Source organism: Alistipes finegoldii DSM 17242 (assembly GCF_000265365.1).
In the GTDB taxonomy this organism is placed as follows: Bacteria; Bacteroidota; Bacteroidia; order Bacteroidales; family Rikenellaceae; genus Alistipes; species Alistipes finegoldii.
In genome coordinates this window covers 3,561,356-3,587,525 of sequence record NC_018011.1, presented here as the reverse complement: position 1 = coordinate 3,587,525, position 26,170 = coordinate 3,561,356, and the positions used below count along the sequence as shown (strand labels likewise).

At 61.3% G+C, this 26,170-nt stretch carries 22 protein-coding genes; 14 read left to right on the top strand and 8 right to left on the bottom strand.

Going from position 1 to position 26,170, the window contains the following annotated elements; translation table 11 throughout:
- Positions 1-149 precede the first annotated feature (149 nt).
- The 6 genes from ALFI_RS15465 to ALFI_RS15440 form a co-directional block, all read right to left on the bottom strand.
- Entirely contained in the window at positions 150-1,385 is a 1,236-nt protein-coding gene (locus tag ALFI_RS15465) for an ABC transporter permease (RefSeq protein WP_014776504.1), read from the bottom strand.
- 1 nt (position 1,386) lies between these two features.
- The gene (locus ALFI_RS15460) at positions 1,387-2,565 is read right to left on the bottom strand and encodes an ABC transporter permease (RefSeq protein WP_014776503.1); all 1,179 of its coding nucleotides are present in this window, start codon (positions 2,563-2,565) and stop codon (positions 1,387-1,389) included.
- A gap of 9 nt (positions 2,566-2,574) precedes the next feature.
- Positions 2,575-3,564, bottom strand: a complete 990-nt coding sequence (locus tag ALFI_RS15455; RefSeq protein ID WP_014776502.1) for an HlyD family secretion protein — start codon at positions 3,562-3,564, stop codon at positions 2,575-2,577.
- Between the two features lie 12 nt (positions 3,565-3,576).
- Positions 3,577-5,034, bottom strand: coding sequence for a TolC family protein (locus ALFI_RS15450; protein ID WP_014776501.1), 1,458 nt, complete (start codon positions 5,032-5,034; stop codon positions 3,577-3,579).
- 104 nt (positions 5,035-5,138) lie between these two features.
- Complete coding sequence (locus ALFI_RS15445; protein WP_014776500.1) at positions 5,139-6,215, bottom strand: dihydrofolate reductase family protein; 1,077 nt, start codon at positions 6,213-6,215, stop codon at positions 5,139-5,141.
- The gene (locus ALFI_RS15440) at positions 6,206-7,375 is read right to left on the bottom strand and encodes a metallophosphoesterase (protein ID WP_014776499.1); all 1,170 of its coding nucleotides are present in this window, start codon (positions 7,373-7,375) and stop codon (positions 6,206-6,208) included. Before ALFI_RS15440 ends, ALFI_RS15445 begins: the two co-directional genes overlap by 10 nt.
- A 386-nt stretch (positions 7,376-7,761) precedes the next feature.
- On the opposite strand from ALFI_RS15440, the gene ALFI_RS15435 reads away from it, so the two are divergent.
- Together ALFI_RS15435 and ALFI_RS15430 are read left to right on the top strand one after the other, a co-directional pair.
- Positions 7,762-9,117 carry a DcaP family trimeric outer membrane transporter gene (locus ALFI_RS15435; protein ID WP_014776498.1) on the top strand — a complete coding sequence of 452 codons (1,356 nt, stop codon included), beginning with the start codon at positions 7,762-7,764 and terminating at the stop codon, positions 9,115-9,117.
- A gap of 89 nt (positions 9,118-9,206) precedes the next feature.
- On the top strand, positions 9,207-9,515 hold the full coding sequence (locus ALFI_RS15430; protein ID WP_009598945.1) for a DUF4491 family protein: 309 nt from the start codon (positions 9,207-9,209) through the stop codon (positions 9,513-9,515).
- Positions 9,516-9,663: 148 nt separating this feature from the next.
- On the opposite strand, the gene ALFI_RS15425 is transcribed toward ALFI_RS15430, so the two are convergent.
- Entirely contained in the window at positions 9,664-10,590 is a 927-nt protein-coding gene (locus tag ALFI_RS15425; RefSeq protein ID WP_014776495.1) for a DMT family transporter, read from the bottom strand.
- 286 nt (positions 10,591-10,876) lie between these two features.
- On the opposite strand from ALFI_RS15425, the gene ALFI_RS15420 reads away from it, so the two are divergent.
- The 9 genes from ALFI_RS15420 (at position 10,877) to ALFI_RS15380 (ending at position 20,514) form a co-directional block, all read left to right on the top strand.
- On the top strand, positions 10,877-11,935 hold the full coding sequence (locus ALFI_RS15420; protein ID WP_014776494.1) for a CapA family protein: 1,059 nt from the start codon (positions 10,877-10,879) through the stop codon (positions 11,933-11,935).
- 110 nt (positions 11,936-12,045) lie between these two features.
- Positions 12,046-12,624: a rubrerythrin gene (gene rbr, locus ALFI_RS15415; protein ID WP_009598975.1), complete on the top strand. Its 579-nt coding sequence runs from the start codon at positions 12,046-12,048 to the stop codon at positions 12,622-12,624.
- Positions 12,625-12,830: 206 nt separating this feature from the next.
- Positions 12,831-14,507: an energy-dependent translational throttle protein EttA gene (ettA, locus tag ALFI_RS15410; protein ID WP_009598991.1), complete on the top strand. Its 1,677-nt coding sequence runs from the start codon at positions 12,831-12,833 to the stop codon at positions 14,505-14,507.
- A gap of 31 nt (positions 14,508-14,538) precedes the next feature.
- Positions 14,539-15,894, top strand: coding sequence for a histidine--tRNA ligase (hisS, locus tag ALFI_RS15405; RefSeq protein WP_014776493.1), 1,356 nt, complete (start codon positions 14,539-14,541; stop codon positions 15,892-15,894).
- Between the two features lie 101 nt (positions 15,895-15,995).
- Positions 15,996-17,573, top strand: a complete 1,578-nt coding sequence (locus ALFI_RS15400) for a S41 family peptidase (protein WP_014776492.1) — start codon at positions 15,996-15,998, stop codon at positions 17,571-17,573.
- Positions 17,574-17,658: 85 nt separating this feature from the next.
- The gene (locus tag ALFI_RS15395) at positions 17,659-17,976 is read left to right on the top strand and encodes a DUF3276 family protein (RefSeq protein ID WP_014776491.1); all 318 of its coding nucleotides are present in this window, start codon (positions 17,659-17,661) and stop codon (positions 17,974-17,976) included.
- Positions 17,977-18,165: 189 nt separating this feature from the next.
- The gene (locus ALFI_RS15390; protein ID WP_009598979.1) at positions 18,166-19,107 is read left to right on the top strand and encodes a polyprenyl-phosphate transporter; all 942 of its coding nucleotides are present in this window, start codon (positions 18,166-18,168) and stop codon (positions 19,105-19,107) included.
- A 3-nt stretch (positions 19,108-19,110) separates the two neighbouring features.
- Positions 19,111-19,848, top strand: coding sequence for a shikimate dehydrogenase family protein (locus tag ALFI_RS15385; RefSeq protein ID WP_014776490.1), 738 nt, complete (start codon positions 19,111-19,113; stop codon positions 19,846-19,848).
- A 126-nt stretch (positions 19,849-19,974) separates the two neighbouring features.
- Positions 19,975-20,514, top strand: coding sequence for an energy transducer TonB (locus ALFI_RS15380; protein WP_014776489.1), 540 nt, complete (start codon positions 19,975-19,977; stop codon positions 20,512-20,514).
- 123 nt (positions 20,515-20,637) lie between these two features.
- On the opposite strand, the gene ALFI_RS15375 is transcribed toward ALFI_RS15380, so the two are convergent.
- Positions 20,638-20,847, bottom strand: a complete 210-nt coding sequence (locus ALFI_RS15375; protein WP_009598952.1) for a putative signal transducing protein — start codon at positions 20,845-20,847, stop codon at positions 20,638-20,640.
- 124 nt (positions 20,848-20,971) lie between these two features.
- Here ALFI_RS15375 and dnaE point away from each other — a divergent pair, with 124 nt between their 5' ends.
- Genes dnaE through ALFI_RS15360 form a run of 3 tightly spaced genes read left to right on the top strand, consistent with a single transcriptional unit; the run spans position 20,972 to position 25,960 of the window.
- Positions 20,972-24,628: a DNA polymerase III subunit alpha gene (gene dnaE, locus ALFI_RS15370; protein ID WP_014776488.1), complete on the top strand. Its 3,657-nt coding sequence runs from the start codon at positions 20,972-20,974 to the stop codon at positions 24,626-24,628.
- Positions 24,629-24,651: 23 nt separating this feature from the next.
- On the top strand, positions 24,652-24,966 hold the full coding sequence (trxA, locus tag ALFI_RS15365; protein WP_009598939.1) for a thioredoxin: 315 nt from the start codon (positions 24,652-24,654) through the stop codon (positions 24,964-24,966).
- 1 nt (position 24,967) lies between these two features.
- Entirely contained in the window at positions 24,968-25,960 is a 993-nt protein-coding gene (locus ALFI_RS15360) for an aldose 1-epimerase (protein ID WP_014776487.1), read from the top strand.
- Positions 25,961-26,170: the final 210 nt, after the last annotated feature.

The following is a 26,170-nucleotide window of genomic DNA, read 5'->3' as shown; positions in this document are numbered from 1 at the left end:
AAAGACGTCAGGTGCAATGCCTGACGTCTTTTTTGTGATTATGCCGGAAGCCTGCTTCCGCTTCGTCCTTGTGCCGGTGTGCCGGGCCGATGGCCGTCCCTTTTTGCGGACGGGACGGGGCGGTTCCTGCGGATGCTTGGGCGTCGCCGTCACTTTTCCGGTTCGGAGGTGTGCGGCGCCGGGATGTCGTCCTTGTCCGCGCGGTTGAGCACCAAGTGGATGCCGATGCAGGCCAGACCGCCGTATACGAGGGCCAGAATGCAGAGCATCCTGATTTCGGACAGCACTTCGGAGAGCGACGCTCCCATGCTCTGGATGCGGATAAAGGCGTTTACGCCGTGGCTGCTGGGGAATATCTGCCCCAAGTTGAACAGCCAGTCGGGAATGCCTTCGCGGGGATAGGAGACACCGCTGAGCATCAGCAGCGGAATCGAGGTCCACAACAACAGCAGCAGCGAATTCTCGCGGTAGCGGAAGAGCGTCGAAATGGCGATTCCCAGCGCGATGCAGGCCGCCATGTACGCCAGCATGAAGACCACGATTGTGCCCGTCGCGCCGTTCATCGGATAGTGGAACAGCCTGTAATGCAGACCGAGGATGTAGAACGTCGTCACGGAATAGATCATGCCGTAGACCAGCGCTTTGCCCAGCACGATCGGGAGCGTGGACATCCGCTTGCGGTCGGGCGGACAGAGTTTGCGGTACAGCCCGAATTCGCGCCATGTGCCGCCGATCATGCCGATGCCGATGAGCATCGTCTGCTGGATGATGACCATGATGATCGCGGGCATGACGAATGTGCCGTAGCCCAGATAGGGGTTGAACAGGTTGTGGGACTGGTAGATGACCGGCTGGGTCGTGGCCTGCGCCTGCGGGAGGTTGGCTCCCTTGGCGATCAGACGCTGGAATTCGACCATCGCGCCCGTGGCGCCGATCGAAGTCACGACCTCCTGAAACACCTGCCGGTACATGAGGAAGTAGCTGGCGTCGGCGTAGATCGCGACGTTGGCCTGCAGGCCGCCGAGCAGTTTCTCCTCGTAATCCGACGGAATGTAGACCACGCCGTAGATCTTGCGTTTGAAGAAGAGATCCTTGGCCTCCTCCATGCTCGTCGGGTTGTAGGCCACATAGGTGTTCGGCCCGGCGTTGAAGGTCTCGATCAGGCTGCGGCTGGTCGGCGTGCGGCATTCGTCCACCACGCCGATCGGCACGTTGCGGAGCACCTGCGCCCCGTAAGCCATCGAGTAGACGGTGGCGTAGATGATCAGCGCGAGAACGAGGATCAGGACCACGCCCGCATCGGTGAAGATCGTGCGGAACTCGTTGCGCATGACCGACAGCATCTGCTGCCAATAAGAGGTCATCTGATGTGTGAAACGGCTCATGCTATAACCTCCCCCAGTATTTTTCCTCCGTGCAGATGGTCCGCAGGCGCGGCAGGCACAGAAGCGGTAAGACAATGAACAGCGACATGTAGCACATGTCGGGCAGCGAACAGACGACCGGGGCGCCCCGCAGCATCTGATCGACGAAGATGTCGGTGTAGTAGGTGAACGGGAAGAGCCTGCTCAGGTACTGCATGGCGGGCCACATGGCCATGATCGGGAACGTGAGTCCCGAAAAGGTGAAGGCCAGCACCGAATAGCCGCCGCCGATCGAGAGCGAAAGGCGCAGGTTCGACAGCAGCGAGACGATGAAGACCGCGATGGCCTGATAGCTCATCACGAAGAGCAGCGTGCTCAGCAGGATGACCGTCAGACTGCCGTTCAGGGGCACGCCGACGACCTTGAAGATGATCAGGAACATGACCAGCGACATGAGGAACATCACCACCGTCACTGGCAGGACCTTCCCCAGCAGTGCGGCCGATACCGAGCCGTTGCCCGTCTCGATCCATTCGCGCGCCGTACCCTTCTTAAGCTCCGTGCCGATGGTGAAGACCGTCACCATGACGATGAAGATCAGGAGCATCATCGGCATAAAGCTCGGCGAGAGGTAATAGCCGTAATTGATATAGGGATTGAACAATACGTGCTTGTTGAACCGCACGGGCATCAGCTGCGCCATGGCCTGCAGCTCGGTGAGTCCCTGTTTGGTGAGCAGCTGGATCTGGATGCCGCCCGAAAAGGTCGTCACGGCGGTCTGGATGTCTTTCGACAGCAGGCCGTTCACCGTGATGTTCGTTCCCGATATGTAGGTCTCGATATGGGTCTGGCTGTTGCTCAGGATATTTTTCTCGAAGAATGCCGGAATCTGCACGATCGCCATGATCTTGCCTTCGCGCATCAGCCTTTCGCCTTCGTCCATGTCCTGAATGCCGTACGACACCATTGCCGTCGCCGTGTCGTCGATCATCTGCGTGACCTTGCGCGAGAGCGAGGTGTGGTCCTGATCCAGTACCGCGATCGGAATGTCGCGCGCCACGCCCTTGTTGAACAGCAGGGCGAAGAACGCGAACGACACGACGGGCAGCACGAGCATCAGCACGAAATACATCGGCTGGTGCGCGAGGCGCGTCAGTTCCCGCCGCAGAACGGCATAAGTATTACGCAGGAAATTCAGCATCGCACTCTCCTACTTCCCGATCAGGTCCCAGTCCACGAGTACGCTCATTCCCGGACGCATGTTTTCGATATGCGTCGTGGGCTTGGCTTTGACGGCGAAGGTGCGGATGTCGAAGCCGCCCTGCGTGCGGGTCGCCGACCACGTCGCGAAGTCGGCCTGCACGGCGATATAGGTCACCTCGAACTCCACGTCATACCCCAGCGCCGGCACGTAGCCGCTCATGCGGGTGCCGACCCGAATCGCGGGGAGCAGGGTCTCCTTGATATTGAAAGTCACCCACATGTCGCTCATGTCGAGGATCGCCACCACGGGATAGCCGCTGCCGACCAGCTCGCCCTGCTCGGCGATGATGGTCGAGACCTCGCCCGTCACGGGCGAATAGACCATGGCGTCGCTGATGTAGGATTCGACTTCGCTGACGGCTCCTTCGGCCTGACGGACACGGGCCGCGGCGGCCTCCTTGTCCTCCTTGCGGGCGCCGTCCATGGCCAGATTGTACTGCGCTTTGGCAGCCATCGCCGTGGCTTCCATGGCTTTGTAGTTGGCCGACGCTTCGTCCATCTTTTGTTCGGGGACTACGCCCTGCTCGTAGAGGTTTTTCACGCGCTCGTAGGTCTTGCGCGCCAGTTCCAGCCCGGCCTGCGCCTTCTCCCACATGTTCATGGCCGCTTCGATCTGCTGGATGCGGGCGCCGGCTATGGCGGCCTGATCCAACGCCGCGGCCGCGCTCTTGACCGCTTCGGCCTGCTGGAGCTTGGCTTCCAGTTCGGGCGTCGAGAGCGTGTAGAGCAGCTGCCCCTTCTCCACGCGGTCGCCCTGCTCGACTTTCATGTCGTCGATACGGCCCGGCACTTTCGACGAGGCCTTGTAGGTCGTGCACTCCACCGTGCCCTGAATCAGCGTCGGGGTCGATCTGCGGAGGTACCAGCTGATCAGTACGACCGACACGATGATGACCACGGCGGCCGCGATGATTCCAATGATGTTGCTGCGTTTCATATTTTTCGGATTTTATTTTTTATCGAACAGAACGGGCCGTGCGTCGCTGCGGCGCGCATAGGCCGGGAATTCGTCGCTGATACCTGCGGTTTCGAGCAGCTGCGCCAGCAGCAGGTCGAAATTATAGGCCGCCTGCAGACGTTCGGTGCGCACTCCCGCGAGGTTCAGCTCGGCGTCGATCAGGTCCGACGACGAGCTCATGCCTTCGAGGAAGGCGGCGTTTTTCATGCGGAGGTACTCCTCGGCGAAGTTCAGCGACGCGTCGATCGAGGTCATCTGGTTGCGGTAGTTCATCATCTGGTTGTAGAGCTTCTCGACCAGCACCGAAATATCCTTGCCGGCCTTGTTCTGCAGGGCGCCGACGCGGCGGGCGGTCTGTTTGGCCGCCGAATATTTGTATTCGCGGTTCAGGCCGTCGAAGATCTTGATATTGACCCCCACGCCCACGGCCCAGCGGGGCACGATGCCCGAAACCTGATAGTTGTAGAACGAACCGCCGCCGATGGCCGCCACCTGCGGCAGGAATTCGGCGCGCTGGACGCGGACGCCCTCCTCGGCCAGCTGGCGTTTGAGCGAAACCTGATTGAGCAGCGGGTTGCGGTCCTGCGCCAGATCCTGATAGTAAGCCAGCTCCTCGACCTTGTCGATCATGAACATCGACGTCACGGGCTGCCATGCGTTTTCGCGTCCCAGCGTGTTGGAGAGTGCGCTGGCGATGGTTTCGGCCTGCAGCTTGGCGTTGGCCAGCTCGCGCTCGGCCTCGGCCATCTTGAATTCGACGTAGAGCCGTTCGCTCTGGGCGATCATGCCGTTCTTTTCGAGGGCTATGGCGTCTTCGAGGTGGCGGCGCACGCCGTCCACGACCTGCCGGCGCACCTCGACGACCTGCATGGCGAGCGCAAGGCCGAAGTAACGCTCCACCAGCTCGGAGATCAGGGCGTTGCGCGTCTGGTTGCCCTGCTCTGCGGCGGTGCGTTCGTTGATGCGTGCGGCGCGGTTGGCGGCGTTGATCTTACCGCCCAGCCAGATCGGCATGGTCACCCCGCCACCCACGAACCCCAGACTCCGGTCCTGCAGCGTGAGGAACCAGTCGGCGTTCAGCAGCGGGTTGAGCAGGCCGTTGATCGAAGGGATCGCTTCGGGCGGTATCAGCCCGCTTCCCAGCAGCTGTCCCGCGAGGTTCTTGGCGGGACCCTTCATCTCGTTGAAGTCGAATCCGATGTCCTTGCCCAGATAGGCATAGGCGCCCGTGACGTTGATTTTGGGCATGCGCAGGCCGATGGCCGCGCGACGCTCCTGCATCGCGGCCTTCTCCTCGAACTCGGCTGCCTTCATCGCGGGATTTTCCGTGAGGGTGACGGCGATCGCCTCGTCGAGCGAAAGCGTCTGCTTGACCTCCTGCGCCGACAGCGGGGCGACGGTTGCGAATGCCGCCGCAAAAGCTATTCCGACTGCTGTTTTCATATTCATCAATACGTTTAAAACACAAATATATAAGTTATCCCGATATGTTGCGCGATTTTCCGGCAAAAGAGGCCAATTTTAGGCCCTTATGGACATAAATTGCGCCGGTTTCAGCGCTTCAGGTGGGCGTTGGCTTCCCACACTCCCCCGGCCAGTCCGGGATAGACCCGTACGTCGACGCCCGCTTCGCGCAGGGTGAGCGCACCGCGGCAGCAGACGAAGCAGCCGGGTTCGTAGAGCGCGAAGACGGCGCGGGCGAATCCGTATTTCAGCAGGAGCTGCGTGCAGCTCTCCGGTTCGCTGGCCCGCTGCGAGCAGGGTTCCATCGAGGAGTACATGGCGGCTCCGCGGAGCGCCGCTCCGGCCGCCAGCGCCTTGGCGATGGCTTCCTGCTCGGCGTGGTGCGTCGGCGAGGTTTCGTGCGTGTGCCCTGCAAAGATCCGGCCGTCGGCCGTGACCACGACCGCGCCGACGCAGTAGGACGTGGCGCTGGGAGTGCATTTGCGGCCTTCGTCCACGGCCTGCTTCAGGAAACGCAGGTCTGCGGCGGAGGTGTCGGGATGCAGCGTGTAGGTCGTGACCTCCATGCCGCCCAAGTTTTCACGGGTCTGCGGAGTGCCCTGCGGCGGTGTGAAGCGGAATTCCGCGCCGCCCGCCGAGCCGAGCCGCAGTTGCGGGTTGACGGCCAGCCGCAGGGTGTCGGCCATGCCTTCGCCGAGGAACATGCGGAGGACCGCCGCCCCGCCCTCGACCATCAGCCGTTCGACGCCCCGCTTCTCCAGCTGGGTGACGATCAGCTTCGCCGTAATTGGTTCTCCGGTTGATATAACCGTTTCAATGTTCTGTAAACTATCTATTTCGTGCGGAGAAAACACATAGCGTTCGGCCTCGCCTTCGGTGAAGAAACGCAGTCCGGGCGAAAGTTCGCCCGTGCCGGTTAGCGTCACTTTGGCGATGTCAGGCGGCAATCCCCGCTCCCTGCGGCGGGCGCGAACCTCTTCGTCGCGCACGAGCAGCGACGGGTCGTCGCGCCGCAGTGTTTCGGCGCCGACCAGAATGGCGTCGTGCGCGGCGCGCAGACGGTAGACCTCCGCCCAGTCTTCGGGCGTCGAAATAATCAGCCTCCGGGGGCTGTTGTCGTCCAGAAAGCCGTCGGCCGTAACCGCGGCGGAAAGTGTTACCCGCATCTTTTCAGCGTTATGAGTGTGATTTCGGGCCATGCGCCCAGACGCATCGGGAATGCGACGTACCCCGTGCCGTCGTTGATATAGAGTGTGCGGCCTTTTTCGTCGTAGCGACCGCTCCACCGCGTGTAGATCAGCTGCGCCGGAGAGAAGGCGTGTCCGAAAAGGCGTATTTTCAGCTGCATACTGTGTACGTGGCCCGAAAGGGTCAGGTCTCCGTATCCCTCTCCGGCGATTTGGTCCCAGAGCTGGGGAATGTGCACGGCGGTGATGTTGTAGAGCGAGTCGGGGACGCCGCGGTAGGCGGCGTTCAGGTTCGCGGGCGGCAGGTCGGGAGCGTGGCGCAGGTGCCGCAGTGCGGGGTCGAACGAAAGGCCCGTCAGCGAGATGCTGTCGCCGCCGCGCCGCAGGTAGACGGTCGTGTCCTCCAGCACGCGCCACCCCATTTCCCGCTGGCGTGCGACGACCTCGGCCAGACTCGCTTGGGCGGGATGCGCGATGCTGTCCTTGATGTACACTCCGGCGTCGTGGTTGCCCGTGACCGACACGACTCCGTACGGTGCGCGCAGGCCGCCCAGCAGGCGCATGGCGCGGGCGTCCAACTCCGAACCGCGGATATTGACCAGATCGCCGCAGAAGACGACGAGGTCGGGATGCAGGCTGTTGATGCTGTCCGCGATGCGGCTCAGCTCCGCTTCGGGGCAGACGAGCGTGCCGAGGTGGACGTCCGAGAACTGGACGATGCGGAAACCGTCGAATCCCGCGGGAATCCGTTCGGAGCAGACTTCGGTGCGGCTGACGCGGATTTGCGTCCTGCCCCGAGTGGTGCCCCAGATCAGGAGCGCGGCCACGCAGATGCCGGCGGCGATGCCGGCGTGCGGCAGGCCGATGAGCCGGAAGAAATAGCAGGCGATGCGCGGCAGGACGGTGATCATCCATACCCAGAACGCCCACATGGCGAAGAGCATGAATCCCGTGGTGTTGTCGCGGCTCAGGGCGTCGGTCAGGGCGATGACCGGCGGCAGGGCGTCGGTGGCGGCGGCCAGCGCGACGAACAGGCGCAGGTTGCGTGCGGAGGTTCCGCGCCGCCGCAGCCGGCGGTAGTGTATGATGTCTGCGGCTGCGGCCGCGAGCGTCAGAATCGAAATAAACCAGAGAAACATACCTTATTTTAATTAACGCACGAAGACGATGCGGGCCGGGTGCGGAACCGGTTTGCCGGGCGTCTGTCCGTGCGGCGGTTTATCCACGGCAAAGATAGTGCAAGTCGGGGGCTGGGGCAAATCGTTTTGCCGCTGCCGGGGACGCTGCCTGTCCGTGCGGGAGTTTATCTTCGGCAAAGATAATGAAAACCGCGTGCAAACCAAGCCCGTCCGGAGCCGGCGGAGCGCCTTTTGCCGCAGGACGGAAGCGCCGCGCGTTCCGGCAGATCGAATGGCGTGCGGGATCCTTTGGCATATAACTTGCTGATCGGGGGTTTGAACATCAACTGCTTGTGCTCCAAAAACAAAACATATCGGACAAATTTAAAACCAAATCAATTCAGCTTATGAAAACATTTCGACTTTTGATTGTGGCTCTGCTGCTTGCGTCTTCCGCTTCGGCCCAGCGACACATGCGCGACGGCCGCAACGGAGAGTATTCGCCCACGGTCTACCTTATCTCCGTGCACGAAGTGGACACGGTTTACAACTGCGGCGGCTGCGGCAGCCGTCAGGCCGCGGCGCTCAACCGGCTGGCGATGGACAATGCCACGCAGGACTATATCGAGACGCACCGCCCCGGTTTCCAGCAGTCCGAGAAGCCCCAGTTCGTATTCGCGTCGAAGAACAACCGGTTCTCGTTCTCGCTGGGCGGCTTCGTGAGCCTGCGCGCCGGATACGACTTCGACGGCATCGTGGACAATATCGACTTCGTGCCCTACGACATTCCCGTTCCGGGCAATTACAATTCGAAACAGAAGCTGATGATGGACGCCTCGACTTCGCGTCTCTTCATGAAGGCGATCACCAACACGCGGGCGCTGGGCCGCGTGGTGATTTACATGGACGCCGACTTCCGCGGCGGCGCGGAGGGCAGCTATACGCCCCGCCTGCGCTCGGCTTACGTGTCGTTCAAGGGGCTGACCCTCGGACGCGACGTGACGACGTTCTGCGACCTGCAGGCCGCGCCCACGACCATCGACTTTCAGGGACCGAACGCCTACAACTTCAATTTCGCCACGATGATCCGCTATGAGGTTTCGTTCGCCCGCCGGCACATGACCTTCGGCGTCGCGGCCGAAATGCCCAATGTGAGCGCGACCTACGGCGAAAACTTCAAGCCGATGCACCAGCGCGTGCCCGACTTCCCGATGTATCTGCAGTATGCGTGGGGTGACGACCGCAGCAGCCATATCCGCGCGTCGGGTGTCATCCGCAACCCCTACATGCACAAGGTCTCGAAAAATTCGACCACCTCGCTGCTCGGCTGGGGCGTGCAGTTCAGCGGTACGATCAAGTGCTGCGACTGGTTCCGGCTCTTCATGAACGGCGTTTACGGCGAGGGCATCACCCCCTATATTCAGGACCTGACGGGTTCGGGACTTGACTTCACGCCCAATCCCGAAGATCCGTCGCTCGTGCGCATGATGCCGATGTGGGGCTGGCAGGCCGCCGGGCAGATCAACATCACGCCGCGCCTGTTCGTTTCGGGCGGCTATTCGACCGTCCGCGTGCAGCGCAGCCACGGCTATTACACCGACGACCAGTACAAGCAGGGGCAGTATATCTTCGGCAACATCTTCTATTCGCTCACGCCGCGCTGCAAGGTGGCCGGCGAGTACCTCTACGGTTCGCGCAAGGACATGAACAGCATGAAGAACCACGCCAACCGCGTGAACGTGATGGTGCAGTACAGCTTCTGACGGCCTTGTCGGCGTCATTTATTCGGGCGGTCCGGTGCGGGCCGCTCTTTTTTTTCGTATATTTGCTTTCAAACTGTTGCTGAATCATGATGGAATTTCTGACGGAATACAACCTTACGGGGCTGGTGATCGGCGTCGCTACGTTTCTGATCATCGGTCTGTTCCACCCCTTCGTAATCAAGGGCGAATATTACTTCGGCGTACGCTGCTGGTGGTTTTTCCTGCTGATGGGCGTCGCGGCGATCGCGGCGTCGGTCGCCGTGCGGCATATCCTCTGGTCCACCCTGCTGGCCGTCTGGGGCGCGTCGTCGCTCTGGTCGATCGGCGAGCTGTTCGAGCAGCGCGGACGTGTGGCGAAGGGATGGTTCCCGGCCAATCCGAACCGGAAGAAGAAATGATCCGGCCGTTGCGTCTGCCTGCCGCCGAGCCGGTCCTGAACGGCAGTCGGCGCGACGCGGCGGATCGCCTGCGGGCAGTGAGTCGCCGTCCGGCGCGGAATGGCGCGGGCTGCGGCCGCGATTTTCGGCTGTGTAAGGCGGAAGCGTCTTACTCCTGCGGCTGCGTGGGCGGAATGTTTGCCGGCGGCGTCTGGGGCGTGTGATTGGTCTGGAGAATGACGATGATGACCGCCGTGACGACCAGAATCAGTCCGGCCGCGGAGTCGAGGTCGAAGCGTTCGCCGAAGTGGACGACGCCGACCAGTACGGCCGTCAGGGGTTCCATCGAGCCGAGGATCGAAGTCATCGTCGAGCCGATATGCTTGATCGCCAGCACCAGCGTCAGGTTGGAGAGCACCGTCGGGAGCAGGGCCAGCAACAGCAGGTTGCGCCAGATGTGCCATGTGTGGACTACCGCGATGCCGGACGTTGAGAGGGCGTAGACCAGAAACACCGCGGCGGAGAAGGTCAGCACGTAGAACGCCACGATCAGCGGGTCGAGCCGTCCGGCGCGGCTCTTCATCACCCCGATGATATACACCGCATAGGTGAATACGGTCGTCCCGGCATAGATCAGGCCGCGTCCCGGATCGTTGTTTCCCGCGTCCCCCCACGCCAGCAGCGCCACGCCGACGAGCGAAATGAAGACTGCGATGACGATCCACACCGAACTGCGTTCGCGGAAAAAGAGCGTCATGACGATGGTCACCACCAGCGGATAGAGAAAATTGACGGTGGTGGCCACGCCGCTCGGTATGTAATCGTACGAGCGCAGCAGTCCCAGCGACGTGGCGGCGTACATCAGGCTCAGGCCGGCCAGTACGCCGAAGTCGCGCCGCGAGATGCGGAAGTTGCGTTTCAGCAGCAACGCCACCGCCGCCATGATGGCCGCCGAGAGCAGCATGCGGTAGAAGAGAATCGTCGGCGAGGCCATGCCCGCATGAAGCAGCGGGATCGAGAAGAGCGGGATCAGCCCGAACGTGGCCGAAGAGACAACGGCGTAGAGCACTCCCTTTATATTACTTATGTTACGCATATGTTCGACGTTTTTTCGCGTTGGCGTCTGTCATGGCTGCACCGTGTCTGCACGCGGTGCGCTCCCTTCCGCCGCCGGCAGATGCGGAACGGCGGGTGCGGGCCGGAGCCTGCGGTGCACGGCGGCGTTGCGAAGCGGCCCGCCGCACCGCTGCGCGTTTTTGCCGCGGCCTGCGCCGCGCGGCATCCCGAACGACGGCAAAAACCGTGCTCGGCGGTTCGGGACGGCAAATATAGTGCGGTTTTTGGATTTTATCGTACGGAAAGCTAACTTTGGGGCGCATACCATGAAAATATCCGCTCGACATATTCTTCCATGGCTGCTGCTGGCGGCGGCGTGCTGCGTTCCGGCGAAGCAGTCGGAGCGGAAGCCTGCCCTTCCGCCGCCCAAGCCGGTGCGCGTGCGGCTGCTGTTCGGGGGCGACGTGATGCAGCATCTGCCGCAGGTCACGGCGGCCCGCCGCGAAACGGGGTTCGACTACCGGGAGGTGTTCGCTCATCTGCACCGCCGCTTCCGTGCGGCCGATCTGGTGATCGTGAACCTCGAAACGACGCTCACCCGCACCGACCGCTATACGGGCTATCCCTGTTTCCGCTCTCCGGCGGCGCTGGCCGACGCACTGCGCGACGCCGGGGTCGATGTGGCCGTGCTGGCCAACAACCACTGCTGCGACGGCGGCGGCGCCGGGGTGCATACGACCGTCGCGGAACTTCGGCGGTGCGGCATCCGGCATACGGGCGTATTTACGGACAGCCTCGACCGTGCGGCCAACAATCCGCTTTGGCTCGAACACTGCGGCGTGCGCTTCGCACTGCTCAACTACACCTACGGCACCAATGGAATCCCCGTGCCGGAGGGCGTGCGGGTAAACCTGATCGACACGCTGCGCATGGCGGCCGATCTGGCCGCGGCGCGCGAGGGATCGCCGGACTGCATCGCGGTCTGCATCCACTGGGGGAACGAATACGAACGGCAGGCGAATGCCGAACAGCGGCGGCTGGCGCGCTTTCTGCGCCGCAACGGCGCGGACCTGATCGTCGGAAGCCATCCGCACGTGGTGCAGCCCTTCGAGACCGATTCGTCGCACGTGGTGCTCTATTCGCTGGGCAACTTCGTCTCCAATCAGCGCCGCCGCTACTGCGACGGAGGGCTGATGGCCGAAATCGAAGCCGTGCGGCATCCCGACGGCCGTATGACCTATACGCTCGACCCGGTGCCGGTGTGGGTGGCGATGCCCGGCTACCGGATCGTTCCGCCTGAGGTCGGCGACACGATGGCTCTGCCGGCGGCCTATTCCCTGTTCCGGAAGGACGTGGCGGAGATGCTCGATCGGGTCTATAAGTAATCCGAATAGCCGTATAAAAACAAACGATGAAGATAATTTGGCGAATTGTCGGGGATTTTCCTATCTTTGCTGTACGGAAATAAACGACACACACTAAACAATATAAGATTATGGAAAAGAGCATTAAAGGTACAAGGACCGAGCAGAATCTGCTGAAGGCGTTTGCCGGCGAAAGTCAGGCGCGCAGCCGTTACGTATTCTTCGCCAGCAAGGCGAAAAAGGAGGGTTACGAGCAGATCGCAGGCGTGTTCGCCGAGACGGCCGAACAGGAGAAGGAGCACGCCGAGCGTTTCTTCAAGTTCCTTGAGGGCGGCGACGTGGAGATCACGGCCAGCTACCCCACCGGTCCGATCGGAACCACTGCCGAGAACCTGCTGGCTGCCGCTCACGGCGAAAAGGAGGAGTGGGATGTTCTCTACCGTGAGTTCGCCAAGGTGGCCGAGGAAGAGGGCTTCATCGAAATCGCCACGGCCTTCAAGATGATCTCGACCGTCGAGGCCGAGCACGAGCGCCGCTACCTCAAGCTGCTGAGCCGCCTGACGGACGGCAACTTCTTCAAGCGCGACGGCAAGATCTGGTGGCAGTGCCGCAACTGCGGTTTCGTCATCGAAGCCGAAGAGGCTCCCAAGCTCTGCCCCGCCTGCAAGCATCCGCAGGCCTACTTCGAGCCGAAGAAAGAGAACTATTGACGGAGTTCGCAAGCTGGCGGCCCTGTATCGGAACGGTGCAGGGCCGCTTTTTTTGCGGCGCAGGGAGTCCCTGCCGGAAAGCCGGCTCTCTCTCGGTCGGAACGGTGTGCGGTTCCCGACCCTAATTTGTCGTTTCGTGTCGGAAGATTGCGGAATCTTTATTATCTTTGCCGGATAGGAAAATCGGAACAACGAACAATAATAATATGGCAGACGAAAAAATCATCTTTTCGATGGTAGGCGTTTCGAAGACGTTCACCAATCAGAAAAAGGTCCTTAACAACATCTACCTCTCTTTCTTTTACGGAGCCAAGATCGGCATCATCGGTCTGAACGGTTCGGGTAAATCGACGCTGATGAAGATCATCGCGGGCATCGACAAGAACTTTCAGGGCGAAGTGGTCTTCTCGCCGGGTTACACGGTGGGCTATCTGGAACAGGAGCCTAAGCTCGACGACTCGAAGACCGTCAGGGAGGTGGTCGAAGAGGGCTGCGCCGCGACGGTGGCCCTGCTCAAGGAGTACGAGGAGATAAACATGAAGCTCTGCGAGCCGATGGACGACGACACGATGGCCAAGCTCATCGAGCGTCAGGGCGAGCTGTACGAGCAGATCGATCAGGTGAACGGCTGGGAGCTGGACAGCGTGCTGGAGCGCGCGATGGACGCCCTGCGGTGTCCCGATCCCGACCAGTCGGTGAAGGTGCTGTCGGGCGGCGAACGCCGCCGCGTGGCTTTGTGCCGCCTGCTGTTGCAGCAGCCCGACGTGCTGCTGCTGGACGAGCCGACCAACCACCTCGACGCCGAGTCGATCGACTGGCTGGAACAGCACCTGCAGCAGTACAAGGGTACGGTCATCGCCGTGACCCACGACCGTTACTTTCTCGACAACGTGGCGGGCTGGATTCTCGAACTGGACCGCGGCGAGGGTATTCCGTGGAAGGGCAACTACTCAGGCTGGCTCGATCAGAAGACCACGCGCATGGCCATGGAGGAGAAGCAGGAGTCGAAGCGCCGCAAGACCCTCGAACGCGAGCTGGAGTGGGTGCGCATGTCGCCGTCGGGGCGTCACGCCAAGTCGAAAGCCCGTCTGTCGGCCTACGACAAGATGATGAACGAGGACGCCAAGCAGAAAGAGGAGAAACTCGAAATATTCATTCCCAACGGTCCGCGTCTGGGCGACGTGGTGATCGAGGCGCACGACGTGTCGAAGGCGTTCGGCGACCGGGTGCTGTACGAGCATCTGGAGTTCTCGCTGCCGCCCGCCGGCATCGTGGGCGTGATCGGACCCAACGGTACGGGCAAGACCACCCTCTTCCGGATGATCATGGGGCTGGAGACGCCGACGGGCGGATCGTTCCGCGTGGGGCCGACCGTGAAGCTGGCCTATGTGGACCAGCAGCACAAGTCGATCGACCCTGAGAAAACCGTTTACGAAGTGATTTCGGGCGGCACGGACCTGATTATGCTGGGCAACCGGCAGGTCAACGCCCGCGCGTACGTGGCGCGCTTCAACTTTTCGGGCGCCGATCAGGAGAAGAAGTGCGGCATGCTGTCGGGCGGCGAGCGCAACCGTCTCCATCTGGCGCTGGCGCTCAAGGAGGAGGGCAACGTGCTGCTGCTGGACGAGCCGACCAACGACATCGACGTCAATACGCTCCGTGCGCTGGAGGAGGGTCTCGAAAACTTCGCGGGCTGCGCCGTGGTGATCTCCCACGACCGCTGGTTCCTCGACCGTATCGCCACGCACATCCTCTCCTTCGAGGGCGACTCGAAGGTGGTCTTCTACGAGGGATCGTACAGCGAGTACGAGGAGTGGAAGAAGGCGCAGGGAGGCGATACGACGCCCCACCGCGTGAAATACCGCAAACTGATCGAAGAGTAGTCCGCACAAAGATTGATAAACACGAAATAAAATGGGAATACAAAAACCGTCCATACCCAAGGGCACGCGCGACTTCTCCCCTGCGGAGATGATGCGCCGCCAGTATATTTTCGACACCGTCAAGGGGGTGTTCCGCACCTACGGCTTCGCGCCGCTCGAAACGCCCTCGATGGAGAACCTTTCGACGCTGCTGGGCAAATACGGCGAGGAGGGCGACAAACTGCTGTTCAAGATCCTCAATTCGGGCGATTACGCCGCGGGGCTGTCGGACGACGAGGTGCGTCAGGCGTCCAGAATCTGCGAAAAGGGCCTGCGCTACGACCTTACGGTGCCTTTCGCGCGTTACGTCGTGCAGCATCAGGGCGAGCTGACGTTCCCGTTCAAGCGTTATCAGGTGCAGCCCGTATGGCGCGCCGACCGGCCGCAGAAGGGCCGTTACCGCGAATTCTACCAGTGCGACGTGGACGTTATCGGCACCCGGTCGCTGCTGTGCGAGGTCGAGCTGATCGAAATCGTCGAGCGGGTGTTCCGTGCGCTGGGCATCCGCGTGGCGCTCAAGATGAACAACCGCAAGATTCTTTTCGGCATCGCCGAGGCGATCGGCCACGCCGACAAGATGATGGACATTACCGTCGCCATCGACAAGCTGGAGAAGATCGGGCTGGACAACGTGAAGGCCGAACTGCTGGAGCGCGGACTTGGGCAGGAGGCGGTCGACAAACTGCAACCGATACTTGAGCTGAGCGGCGACAATTCGCAGAAGCTCACGAAACTGCGCGAGGTGCTGGCGGTCTCGGAGACGGGCCTGAAAGGCATCGAGGAGATGGAGACCGTGTTCGGCTACGTGCAGCGGTCGGGCATCGGCCTGACGGTGGAGCTGGATCTTTCGCTGGCGCGCGGACTGAATTACTACACCGGGGCGATCTTCGAAGTCAAGGCGCTCGATTTCGCCATCGGTTCGATCTGCGGCGGCGGCCGTTACGACGACCTGACCGGCATTTTCGGCATGCCCAACATGTCGGGCGTGGGCATTTCGTTCGGCGCGGACCGCATATACGACGTGATGACGGGGCTGAACCTTTTCCCCGAAGAGGTCAGCTTCACGACGCGGGTGTTCTTCACCAACCTCGGCGCCGAGGAGGAGGCCGCGTCGCTGGAGCTGCTCCGCTCGCTGCGCGATGCGGGCGTCGCCGCCGAAATCTACCCTGAGTGCGGCAAGATGAAGAAACAGATGGAGTACGCCAACCGCCGGAGCATCCCCTACGTGGTCATCATCGGCTCGCAGGAGCTGGAGACGCAGGCCGCGACGGTCAAGGACATGCGTTCGGGCGAGCAGCGTCAGGTACCTTTCGCCGCTCTGGCAGCGGATTTGGAGTCCCGGCGTTAGGCGCACCCCGAAAACCGATATCCCGGTCGTGCTGCGGCACCGGCTTGTCCGGAGCAGTACGGCCGGTTTTTTAAATTGTCGAATCTTAAAATTCTATCGCTATGCGTATCGTCTTACTTTTCTTCACCGCCCTTTTCGCCCTGCCTCTCGCGGCGCAGGAGACCGGGGCCGCACAGCAGTTGCGGAAACTGATGCAGGTTTACCGCTACCTCGACGGGCTGTATGTCGACGAGGTGGAGATGGGGCCGCTGGTCGAAAGCGCCATTGAGGGGATGCTCGAAGAGCTGGACCCCCACTCGGCCTATATCGGCGCGGAGGATATGAAGGGCGTGCAGGAGAGTTTCGACGGTGAGTTCAGCGGCATCGGCATCGAGTTCAATGTGCTGCGGGATACGGTGATCGTGGTCAATACGATCGTCGGCGGGCCTGCCGAGCGCGTGGGCGTCATGCCCAACGACCGCATCGTGCGCATTGACACGCTCGACGCCGTGGGCTTCAAGCAGACCGACGTGCCGAAGCACCTGCGCGGCAAGACCGGCACGCGGGTCGAAATCGACGTCGTGCGCCACGGGGAGCCGGCGCCGCTGCATTTCGTGATCGTCCGCGACAAGATTCCGCTCAACACGGTCGATGCGGCCTATATGGCCGCCGACGGCGTGGGCTATATCAAGGTCAATCGTTTCGGACGTACGACGATGTCGGAGTTCCGCGAGGCGTTCGACAAACTGGGCAAACCCGGCAGCCTGATCCTCGACCTGCGGGGCAACGGCGGCGGATTGCTGGAGCAGGCGGTCGAAATGGCCGGGTTCTTCCTGCCGCGGGGCGCGCTGGTCGTCTCGACCGAAGGACGCGCCGTGCCGCCGATGTCGCTGCGCAATCCGCACGACGGTGAGGCGCCCGACGGGCCTCTGGCGGTGCTGATCGACGAGAACTCGGCATCGGCCAGCGAGATCGTCGCCGGGGCCGTGCAGGATTGGGACCGCGGCGTGGTCGTGGGCCGTCCGAGCTTCGGCAAGGGGCTGGTGCAGCGTCAGATCGGACTCGGCGACGGCTCGGCCGTGCGTATCACCGTGGCCCGTTACCACACCCCTTCGGGGCGTGTGATCCAGCGTCCCTACGAGAAGGGCAAACGCCGCGAATACTACCTCGACCACCTGCGCCGCTACGACGATGCGGTGCGCGATTCGCTCGACGCCGGGGCGCCGGAGTACCGGACCCTGCGCACGGGCCGCACGGTCTACGGGGGCGGCGGCATCCGTCCCGATGTCATGGTCGAAGCCGATACTGCGGGATTCTCGGTTTACTACGCCAATCTGATCCGCCGCGGCGTGGTCAATGAATACGTCATCTCGTACATGGACCGCGAGCGCGGCAGGCTGGAGCGCGCCTACCCCGATTTCGCCGCTTTCGACGCCGCTTTCGGCGTCGGGAAGGAGATGCTCACGGGCCTGACGGCGCTGGGGGCGGAGCGCGGCGTGGAGTTCGACGAGGCGGGTTTTGCGGCATCGGAGCCGCTGATGCGCGTCCAGCTGAAGGCGCTCGTGGCGCAGCGGCTGTTCGATACGGGGGCTTTCTACCGGGTGATGAACCCGGCGCAGAACGGCGCCTATCGGCGTGCGGTGGAGATTCTCGGCGGCTGGGAACGTGAGGGAGCCCCGCTGCTGATGCCTGAAAATTAAGGCGGAAAGTTTTGGATTTTAGGATTAAATTGCTTATATTCGTTATACAAAATTAATCCTAGCCCAATCCCAAAACTACCACGCCATGACACCCCAGACAACGCCTCGCCGCGACGCGGAGGAATATGGAGACCAGATTCTGACCAAGGCCGTGAAAGCCGGCCGGCGCACCTACTTTTTCGATGTGCGGGGCACGCGCGGCGGCGACTATTTCCTGACGATAACCGAGAGCCGCAAGGTGACCAACCCCGACGGCAGTTTTTCGTACGACCGGCACAAGATTTTCCTGTATAAGGAGGATTTCGAGAAATTTTCGGACGGACTGAGCGAGGTCGTCGCTTTTATCCGGCGCAGCAAACCCGAATTCTTCGAGCGCCGGGAGCGCGAGAAGGTCGGCGTATAGCCTTCCCGGCCGGAATAAGGCTGTCGGGCATGTCCGGTTTCAACGATTCCACCCCTGTCGGAGTTTGGCTCTGGCAGGGGTGTTTTCGATGCCGGAAACCTGTCGCACGCTCTCTTCGTGCGGAGCGTCTGTTGGCGGAGTGTGTGCGATTCCCGCAATTTTATTATATTTGTGGCTAAAATCAGGATTATGAAGTTTTCCCAATATCTGTTACTTACGCTCAAGGGCTGCGCCATGGGCATGGCCGACGTCGTTCCCGGAGTTTCGGGCGGCACGATCGCCTTCATTTCGGGCATCTACGAAGAACTGATCGAATCGATCAAAAGCGTCGACGCCACCGCCCTGCGGCTGCTCGGCACGCTGCGGCTGAAAGAATTCTGGCGGCATATCAACGGCCGATTCCTGCTGCCCGTGCTGCTGGGCATCGCCATTGCGATTTTCTCGCTGGCCCGGCTGATGACCTACCTGCTCACGAACCATCCGATCGCCATCTGGTCGTTTTTCTTCGGTCTGATCGTCGCTTCGGCGCTGCTGGTGGCCAAGCAGATCGGACGCTGGCGGGTGCAGACCGTCGCGGCATGTCTGATCGGCGCCGCCGCGGCGTGGTGGATCACCGTCGCCACGCCCGCCGAGACGCCCGATACGTGGTGGTTTATCCTGCTTTCGGGCGCGATCGCCATCTGTGCGATGATTCTGCCCGGTATTTCGGGCGCCTTCATCCTGCTGCTGTTGGGCAAGTACCAGTTCATCATGCAGGCCGTGGGCGATCTGAACGTTCCCGTCATCGTGATTTTCGTCGTGGGCGCCGCGGCGGGCATCATCAGCTTTTCGCACCTGCTCTCATGGCTGCTGAAGCACTGGCACGACGTGACGGTCGCGGTGCTCATGGGGTTCATGGTCGGTTCGCTCAACAAGGTGTGGCCGTGGAAGGAGGTCGTCGAGACCTATACTGACAGCCACGGCAAGATCATGCCGCTCGTTGAGCGCAACGTCGCGCCGGGGCGTTTCGAAGCCCTTGCGCAGCAGGACGCCCTGCTGGGCGAGGCCGTCGTGCTCTGCGTCGTGGGGTTTCTCACGATCTACTGCATCGAGCTGGCGGCGCGTATCGTCGTGAAAAAACGGGAGGAGTAGGCCATGCGTCGTTACGGACTGATCGGACGCCCGCTGGGGCACTCGGCTTCGGCTGCCTATTTCGCCGCCAAATTCGAGCGGGAAGGGATTGCGGACTGCGCCTATGCGCTGTATGAACTGCCGGACATCGGCGCGCTGGAGGGGTTGCTGGCCCGTACGCCCGACCTGTGCGGATTCAACGTCACGATACCTTACAAACGCGAGGTGATGCCGCTGCTCGACGCCCTTTCCCACGACGCCCGGATGATCGGGGCCGTGAACTGTGTGCGCCGTGCGGCCGACGGCTCGCTGACGGGCCATAATACGGATGTGGTCGGACTGCGCGCCTCGCTCGACGAACTGCTGGGCGGGGAACAGCCCGAACATGCGCTGGTGCTGGGGACGGGCGGCGCTTCGCAGGCCGTGCAGTATGTGTTGGCCGAGCGCGGAATCCCGTTCGATCTGGTGTCGCGCGACACGGCGAAGGGCAACTATACCTACGACGATCTGCCGTGCGAAGTCGTGGAGCGGAGCCGTCTGATCGTCAACGCTTCGCCCGTGGGGACCTACCCCGCCGTCGATGCCGCGCCGCGGATTCCCTACGGTTTCGTGACGCCCGGACACTATCTGTTGGATCTGGTGTACAACCCGCCCCTGACGCAGTTCCTCGACTACGGACGTCAGCGGGGGGCGCATATTCTCAACGGCGAAACGATGCTGTGCGAACAGGCCGAGGCCTCGTGGCGGATTTGGAACGAATGACCTTGAAAAACAACAGCAGTATGAAGCGAATGGCTATCTGTTTGTCGGCGCTGGCCGTGTGGTGCGGCGCCGCGGCTCAGGAGACCGTGCCGCCCCGCTTTCAGGGGTCGGATGCGAAGCGTTTTTATGGCGCGTCTTATCGGCGAGACCGAGAAGATCGTCGATGCGGCGCAGATTCCCGCCGCCGAGTTTTCGTCGCAGGTCGTCGTTGGCTTTACGGTCGATGAGACGGGAAATGTGACGCAGTGGCGGTTTCTGGACAACACGTGCGAAGGAAAGGATTCGGTCGGCGTGGAGCCGGCGACGCCCCCCACGCGCGAGGCGATGACCGAGGCGCTGGGGCGGCTCGAAAAGTGGACTCCGGCGATGAAGGACGGGAAGCCGACGACCTACAGCTGGCGGCTGACGATGCGCCTGCGTTATGACGGAAGGTTCACCGGCCGCGGCGCGAAGGGCGAAGGCGTCGTGCGCGTGCGCTTCTACATCGAACCCGACGGGAAAATCACCATCGGCGAGGTAATCAAGTCGCCCGACGAGAAGCTGTCGCGCGAGATGATCCGCGTCATCAGGAGCAGTAAGGGCAAATGGACGCCCCGCAAGGTGCGCGGAGTGCCCCAGCGGACCGCCTATGAATACGGGGTCAATTTTCTGGGGATGGCCGAATGACGCTCCCGGAACGCCGGGCGGAGACGAATCCGGCCGGCGGAAGCGTGAGACCGTCCCGTTGGCGGGCCGACCGCCCCGACGATAAAACAAGAGCTTCCGGAACCTCCGGAAGCTCTTGCCGTTCTATCTGTGCCGCAGCATCGCTTTGGCTTTCTCGGCGTCCTCCTCGCGGACGACGACCTGTGCGGGCATGGTGCCTATGGGGTATATGGCCGACATATATTCGTTGCGGATCATCGACCAGATACCTGCGCTGTCGAGCATCGATTTGGCGATCTCGGCTTCGGTGATGGTGTTGTATTCCGCTAATACAACCATGGTTTCGTCTTGCATAATTTCTCGGTATTGGTTGGATATTTAAAGTTAAGCATTTTGTTGATAAAATGCAATAGCCCTGCCACGAAATCTGCGGAAATATCGCTATCTTTGTTCAGCCATAAAAACAGGAGTTAGAACCATGCCCGATTTCGTCCATCTGCACGTACATACCCAGTATTCGATCCTCGACGGCGCCGCCGCCATCAAGCCGCTCATCAAGCGGGCCAAGGCCCTCGGCATGAACGCCATCGCCATTACCGACCACGGCAACATGTACGGCGTCAAGAACTTCCACGATACCGCCACGGACGCCGGGGTCAAGCCGATTCTGGGCTGCGAGGTCTACGTGGTGAAAAACCGCTTCGAGAAGGACAAGGACGAGAAGGCCGGCGACCACCTGATCCTGCTGGCCAAGAACCTCGAAGGCTATCACAACCTCTGCAAGATGGTCTCCTACTCGTTTACCGAGGGATTCTATTACAAGCCGCGTATCGACAAGCAGCTGATCGAACAGTATCACGAGGGGCTGATCTGCTGCTCGGCGTGCTTGGGCGGCGAAGTGCCGCAGGCCATCATGCACAACGACATCGAGGAGGCCGAGCGCGTGGTCCAGTGGTTCAAGAACATCTTCGGCGAAGACTATTACCTCGAACTGCAGCTGCACCCTTCGGGCGATCCGCAGAAGGACGCGGACGTCTACGAAAACCAGCTGCGCGTCAATAAGGTGATTCTGGAGCTGGCGGCCAAATACGGCGTCAAGTATATCTGTTCGAACGACGTGCACTTCATCCTCGCCGAGGATGCCGTGGCGCACGACCATCTGATCTGTCTCAATACGGGCCGCGATCTGGACGATCCGAACCGTATGCGCTATACGTTTCAAGAGTATCTCAAGTCGCCCGAAGAGATGGCGGCGCTCTTCCCGGACCATCCCGAAGCGTTGGCCACGACGCTCGAAATCGCCGACAAGTGCGAGGATTACAAGCTGACGCACGCCCCGCTGATGCCCAACTTCCCGCCGCCGGAGGATTTCCCGATCGCCCTCGGCGAACTGCGCGAGTCGTTCGTCAAGAAGATCGAGGACGAGGAGATGCTGGCGAAGATCGGCGCCTGCGCCACCGTTCCGGAGCTGGAGGAGCTGGTGGCCGGCGACAAGGAGCTTTCGGACCGGTTGATGGTCGCCAAACAGTACTGTTACCTCAAGGACCTGACCTACAAGGGCGCGCACATGCGTTACGGCGACGTGCTGGACGAAAAGACCGAGGAGCGCATCAAATACGAGCTGAGCACGATCGAGTGGATGGGATTTCCGGGCTACTTCCTGATCGTGTGGGACTATATCCGCGCCGCACGCGAAATGGGCGTGTCGGTGGGACCCGGCCGTGGCTCGGCCGCCGGTTCGGTGGTCGCCTACTGTCTGAAGATCACCAATATCGACCCGCTGAAATACGACCTGCTGTTCGAGCGTTTCCTCAATCCCGAACGCATCTCCCTCCCCGATGTCGATGTGGACTTCGACGAGGACGGCCGCGCCGACGTGCTGCGCTACTGCGTGCAGAAGTACGGCCAGAAGCGCGTGGCCCAGATCGTGACGTTCGGCACGATGGCCCCCAAGATGGCCATCAAGGACGTCGCCCGCGTGCAGAAGCTGGCCCTCTCGGAAAGCGACCGCCTTTCGAAGCTGGTGCCCGACAAGGTCACGCCCGACAAGAAACACGGCGAGACGCCGTTCGATTTCGTCTACAAGGAGTCTCCGGAGCTGGCCGCCGAGCGCGAGTCGCCCAACCAGCTGATCCGCAATACGCTCAAATACGCCGAGAAGCTGGAGGGCTCGATCCGCCAGACGGGCGTGCATGCCTGCGGCGTGATCATCGGTCAGGACGACCTCGAAAAGTTCGCGCCGATGGCCATTGCCAAGGATGCCGAGCTGAACGTGGTGGAGTTCGAGGGCAAGGAGGTCGAAAGCGTCGGCCTGATCAAGATGGACTTTCTGGGACTGCGCACGCTGTCGATCATCAAGGACGCCGTGGAGAACGTCAAGGCGGTGCACGGCGTCGATGTGGACATAGACGGCATTTCGCTCGACGACGCGCCGACCTACGAGGTTTTCGCCCGCGGCGACACGACCGGCCTGTTCCAGTTCGAGTCCCCCGGTATGAAAAAGCACCTGCGCAACCTGAAGCCCAACCGCTTCGAGGACCTGATCGCCATGAACGCCCTCTACCGGCCCGGCCCGATGGAGTACATTCCCAACTTCATCGCCCGCAAGCACGGGCAGGAGCCGGTGACCTACGAGATCGCCGACATGGAGGAGTATCTGAACGACACCTACGGCATCACGGTCTATCAGGAGCAGGTCATGCTGCTGTCGCAGAAACTCGCCGGCTTCACGGGCGGCGAGGCCGACACGCTGCGCAAGGCCATGGGTAAGAAGAAGCGCGACGTGCTGGACAAGATGAAGCCCAAGTTCATCGAGGGGTGTAAGCAGCGCGGACATGACGAGAAGATCTGCGACAAGATCTGGGGCGACTGGGAGGCGTTCGCCTCCTATGCCTTCAACAAGTCGCACTCGACCTGCTATGCCTATGTCGCTTACCAGACCGGCTACCTGAAGGCCCACTACCCTTCGGAGTTCATGGCGGCCCTGCTGAGCCGAAACCTCGCGGACATCAAGCAGCTCACGCTCTACATGAACGAGTGCAAGCGCATGGGAATCCGTGTGCTCGGTCCGGACATCAACGAGTCGATGCGCACCTTCTCGTCCAACAAGGCGGGCGACGTGCGCTTCGGTCTGGAGGCCGTGAAAGGCGTCGGCGAAGCCGCCGTGGAGAGCATCATCGCGGAGCGCAACGCCAACGGCCGTTTCAAGGACATATACGACCTGATGGAGCGTGTGAACTTCTCGGCCGTAAACCGCAAGTGTTTCGAGAATCTGGCCTATGCCGGAGGTTTCGACTCGATATCGGGCTTCCACCGCGGCAAGTTCTTCGGTGCGGACGCGCGCGACAATACGGGCGTGACCTTCATCGAGCAGCTGATGCGTTACGGCCAGCGTTTTCAGGCCGAGAAGAACAACGCCCAGCAGAGCCTCTTCGGCGGCGGCGGACACGTTGACATCCAGCGCCCCGTGCTGCCCGCATGCGCCGATTGGAGCCAGCTCGAAACGCTCGCCAAGGAGCGCGAGATGATCGGTCACTACCTCTCGGCGCACCCGCTCGACGACTACAAGATCATCATCAACCACATGTGCAAGACCCAGCTCACGGAGCTGGAAAACCTCGAAGCGCTCAAGGGGCAGGAGATAGCTGTCGCGGGTATGGTCGTCAGCGTGCAGAACCTCATCACCAAGACCGGCAAGCCGTGGGGCAAATTCGTGCTGGAGGATTACAACGGCACGCATGAATTCGCGCTGTTCAGCAGGGATTACGAGAATTTCCGCAAGTACCTCTTCTCGGATTATTTCCTCTTCGTCCGGGGACGGGTCCAGCCCAAACCCTATAACGACAAGGAGCTGGAGTTCAAGATCATCTCGATGGTGCAGCTCTCGGAGATGCGCGACACGATGATCAAGGAGATGAACGTGCTGCTGCCCGTCGAGGACGTAACCCCGACGCTGGTACGCGAATTGACGGAGAAGGTGAAGGAGGCAAAGGGCGAGACCCTTTTCCGCATCAGCGTGATCGACCGCGAAGCGCATGTTTCGCTCAGTCTCTTCTCGAAGAGCCACAAGGTGAGCCTGACGCAGTCGCTGGTTTCGTATCTGGACGATAACGAGATAAAGTATTCCATCGCATAATAACATTTTAAAACTTAATAATTATGGCTTTAGCAATCACGAAAGAGAATTTTCAGGAAGTAATTTCATCGGAGCTCCCCGTCGTCATCGACTTCTGGGCCGAGTGGTGCGGTCCGTGCCGCACGATCGCTCCCATTGTGGACGAACTCGCCGCCGAATACGAGGGCCGCGTGCTGATCGGCAAATGCGACGTGGAGGAGAACGATGAGATCACGATGAAATACGGCGTGCGCAACATCCCGACCATCGTCTTCCTCAAGGGCGGCGAGCTGGTCGACAAGCAGGTCGGCGCCGCGTCGAAGGCCGCACTCGCGGAGAAGATCGAAAAACTGCTCTAAAATGCTCCGCAGTACCGACTGGCATGGGATGCAGGCCGTCGAGTTCTCGAAAGGCGACTATACGGCCCTGCTGATTCCGGGCATGGGCGCAAACCTCATCCGGCTGACCAATACGCGGCTGGGCGCCGAGATTCTGCGGGCGCCGGCCGACGACGAGGTCGAAACGTTCAAGGGACGGCCGCATGTCTTCGGACTGCCGATCCTGTTTCCGCCCAACCGGATCGAGGACGGGCGTTATACGTTCGGCGGCCGGACTTACCGCTTTCCCATCACGAACGCCAAAGAGCACCATTACCACCACGGCATCCTCAAGAGCCAGCCTTTCGCCGTGTCGAAGGCTTGGGAGACCGGGGAGGAGGTGCTGGTGGAGTGCCGCTACTATTCGAACGCCGGAAACGACGCGATTTTCCGCGATTTTCCGCATGAGTTCAAATGCAAGATCACTTTCCGCCTTACGACCCAAGGGCTGGAGCAGGAGGTGATGTTCGCCAACCGCAGTGCGGAGTCGATGCCCGTGGGCGTCGGGTTTCATACGCCGATGCAGATTCCCTTTGCGGGCGGTGAGGCGGCGGATTATGTGATGCGCGTCGCAGTTGGAGAACAAGTTGAGATGAGCGGGCGTAATATCCCGACAGGGCGTAAGTTGCCGTTGTCGGAACAGTTCGCCAGACTGCGCGAAGGCGGATTGCGGGTAACGGACTGCGAACCGATCGAAGCGGGCTTCACGCTGCGCGAAATCGAGGTGGACGGCAAGCCTTTCCGGGGTGCGCTGGTCGAGAATCTCCGTACGGGCGTCCGCACTTTCTACGAGGTCGATCGGCAGACGACCTATTGGACGATCTGGAACAACGGCGGCCGGGTGCCCTACTGCTGTCCCGAACCGCAGTCGTGGACGACGAACGCCCCGAACGCCGCGGACCCTGCGGCCGAAGGTTTTCAGGCGATCGCTCCGGGCGAAAGCTGGCGCATGAAGTTCCGGCTGTATGCCAAGTGACCTGCCTTTACGAAACGGGGAATCCGTACGGATTCTTCAAGGCAGACAGCGGGCCTTTCGGGGTGTGGGATTAAAGTGATGTAACGACCTGATTCATCGGGTCGTTACATTTTTGTATAAGATAGTAGGTAACGAAAAGGCAACGGTTTGTTTTCAGTCTGTTGCGCTGAAATACCGCGTTTCAAATAACCTTTTGCAAGATACGGAAAA

What these genes read in the sequence shown, in the direction of transcription:
- hisS (WP_014776493.1), top strand. Translation starts at nt 14,539, where the DNA reads ATGGGAATACAAAAACCGTCCATACCCAAGGGCACGCGCGACTTCTCC.
- ALFI_RS15400 (WP_014776492.1), top strand. Translation starts at nt 15,996, where the DNA reads ATGCGTATCGTCTTACTTTTCTTCACCGCCCTTTTCGCCCTGCCTCTC.
- ALFI_RS15435 (WP_014776498.1), top strand. Translation starts at nt 7,762, where the DNA reads ATGAAAACATTTCGACTTTTGATTGTGGCTCTGCTGCTTGCGTCTTCC.
- ALFI_RS15455 (WP_014776502.1), bottom strand. Translation starts at nt 3,564, where the DNA reads ATGAAACGCAGCAACATCATTGGAATCATCGCGGCCGCCGTGGTCATC.
- ALFI_RS15440 (WP_014776499.1), bottom strand. Translation starts at nt 7,375, where the DNA reads ATGTTTCTCTGGTTTATTTCGATTCTGACGCTCGCGGCCGCAGCCGCA.
- ALFI_RS15395 (WP_014776491.1), top strand. Translation starts at nt 17,659, where the DNA reads ATGACACCCCAGACAACGCCTCGCCGCGACGCGGAGGAATATGGAGAC.
- ALFI_RS15360 (WP_014776487.1), top strand. Translation starts at nt 24,968, where the DNA reads ATGCTCCGCAGTACCGACTGGCATGGGATGCAGGCCGTCGAGTTCTCG.
- rbr (WP_009598975.1), top strand. Translation starts at nt 12,046, where the DNA reads ATGGAAAAGAGCATTAAAGGTACAAGGACCGAGCAGAATCTGCTGAAG.
- dnaE (WP_014776488.1), top strand. Translation starts at nt 20,972, where the DNA reads ATGCCCGATTTCGTCCATCTGCACGTACATACCCAGTATTCGATCCTC.
- ettA (WP_009598991.1), top strand. Translation starts at nt 12,831, where the DNA reads ATGGCAGACGAAAAAATCATCTTTTCGATGGTAGGCGTTTCGAAGACG.
- ALFI_RS15460 (WP_014776503.1), bottom strand. Translation starts at nt 2,565, where the DNA reads ATGCTGAATTTCCTGCGTAATACTTATGCCGTTCTGCGGCGGGAACTG.
- ALFI_RS15420 (WP_014776494.1), top strand. Translation starts at nt 10,877, where the DNA reads ATGAAAATATCCGCTCGACATATTCTTCCATGGCTGCTGCTGGCGGCG.
- ALFI_RS15390 (WP_009598979.1), top strand. Translation starts at nt 18,166, where the DNA reads ATGAAGTTTTCCCAATATCTGTTACTTACGCTCAAGGGCTGCGCCATG.
- ALFI_RS15425 (WP_014776495.1), bottom strand. Translation starts at nt 10,590, where the DNA reads ATGCGTAACATAAGTAATATAAAGGGAGTGCTCTACGCCGTTGTCTCT.
- ALFI_RS15380 (WP_014776489.1), top strand. Translation starts at nt 19,975, where the DNA reads ATGGCGCGTCTTATCGGCGAGACCGAGAAGATCGTCGATGCGGCGCAG.
- ALFI_RS15445 (WP_014776500.1), bottom strand. Translation starts at nt 6,215, where the DNA reads ATGCGGGTAACACTTTCCGCCGCGGTTACGGCCGACGGCTTTCTGGAC.
- ALFI_RS15450 (WP_014776501.1), bottom strand. Translation starts at nt 5,034, where the DNA reads ATGAATATGAAAACAGCAGTCGGAATAGCTTTTGCGGCGGCATTCGCA.
- ALFI_RS15375 (WP_009598952.1), bottom strand. Translation starts at nt 20,847, where the DNA reads ATGCAAGACGAAACCATGGTTGTATTAGCGGAATACAACACCATCACC.
- ALFI_RS15465 (WP_014776504.1), bottom strand. Translation starts at nt 1,385, where the DNA reads ATGAGCCGTTTCACACATCAGATGACCTCTTATTGGCAGCAGATGCTG.
- ALFI_RS15430 (WP_009598945.1), top strand. Translation starts at nt 9,207, where the DNA reads ATGGAATTTCTGACGGAATACAACCTTACGGGGCTGGTGATCGGCGTC.
- trxA (WP_009598939.1), top strand. Translation starts at nt 24,652, where the DNA reads ATGGCTTTAGCAATCACGAAAGAGAATTTTCAGGAAGTAATTTCATCG.
- ALFI_RS15385 (WP_014776490.1), top strand. Translation starts at nt 19,111, where the DNA reads ATGCGTCGTTACGGACTGATCGGACGCCCGCTGGGGCACTCGGCTTCG.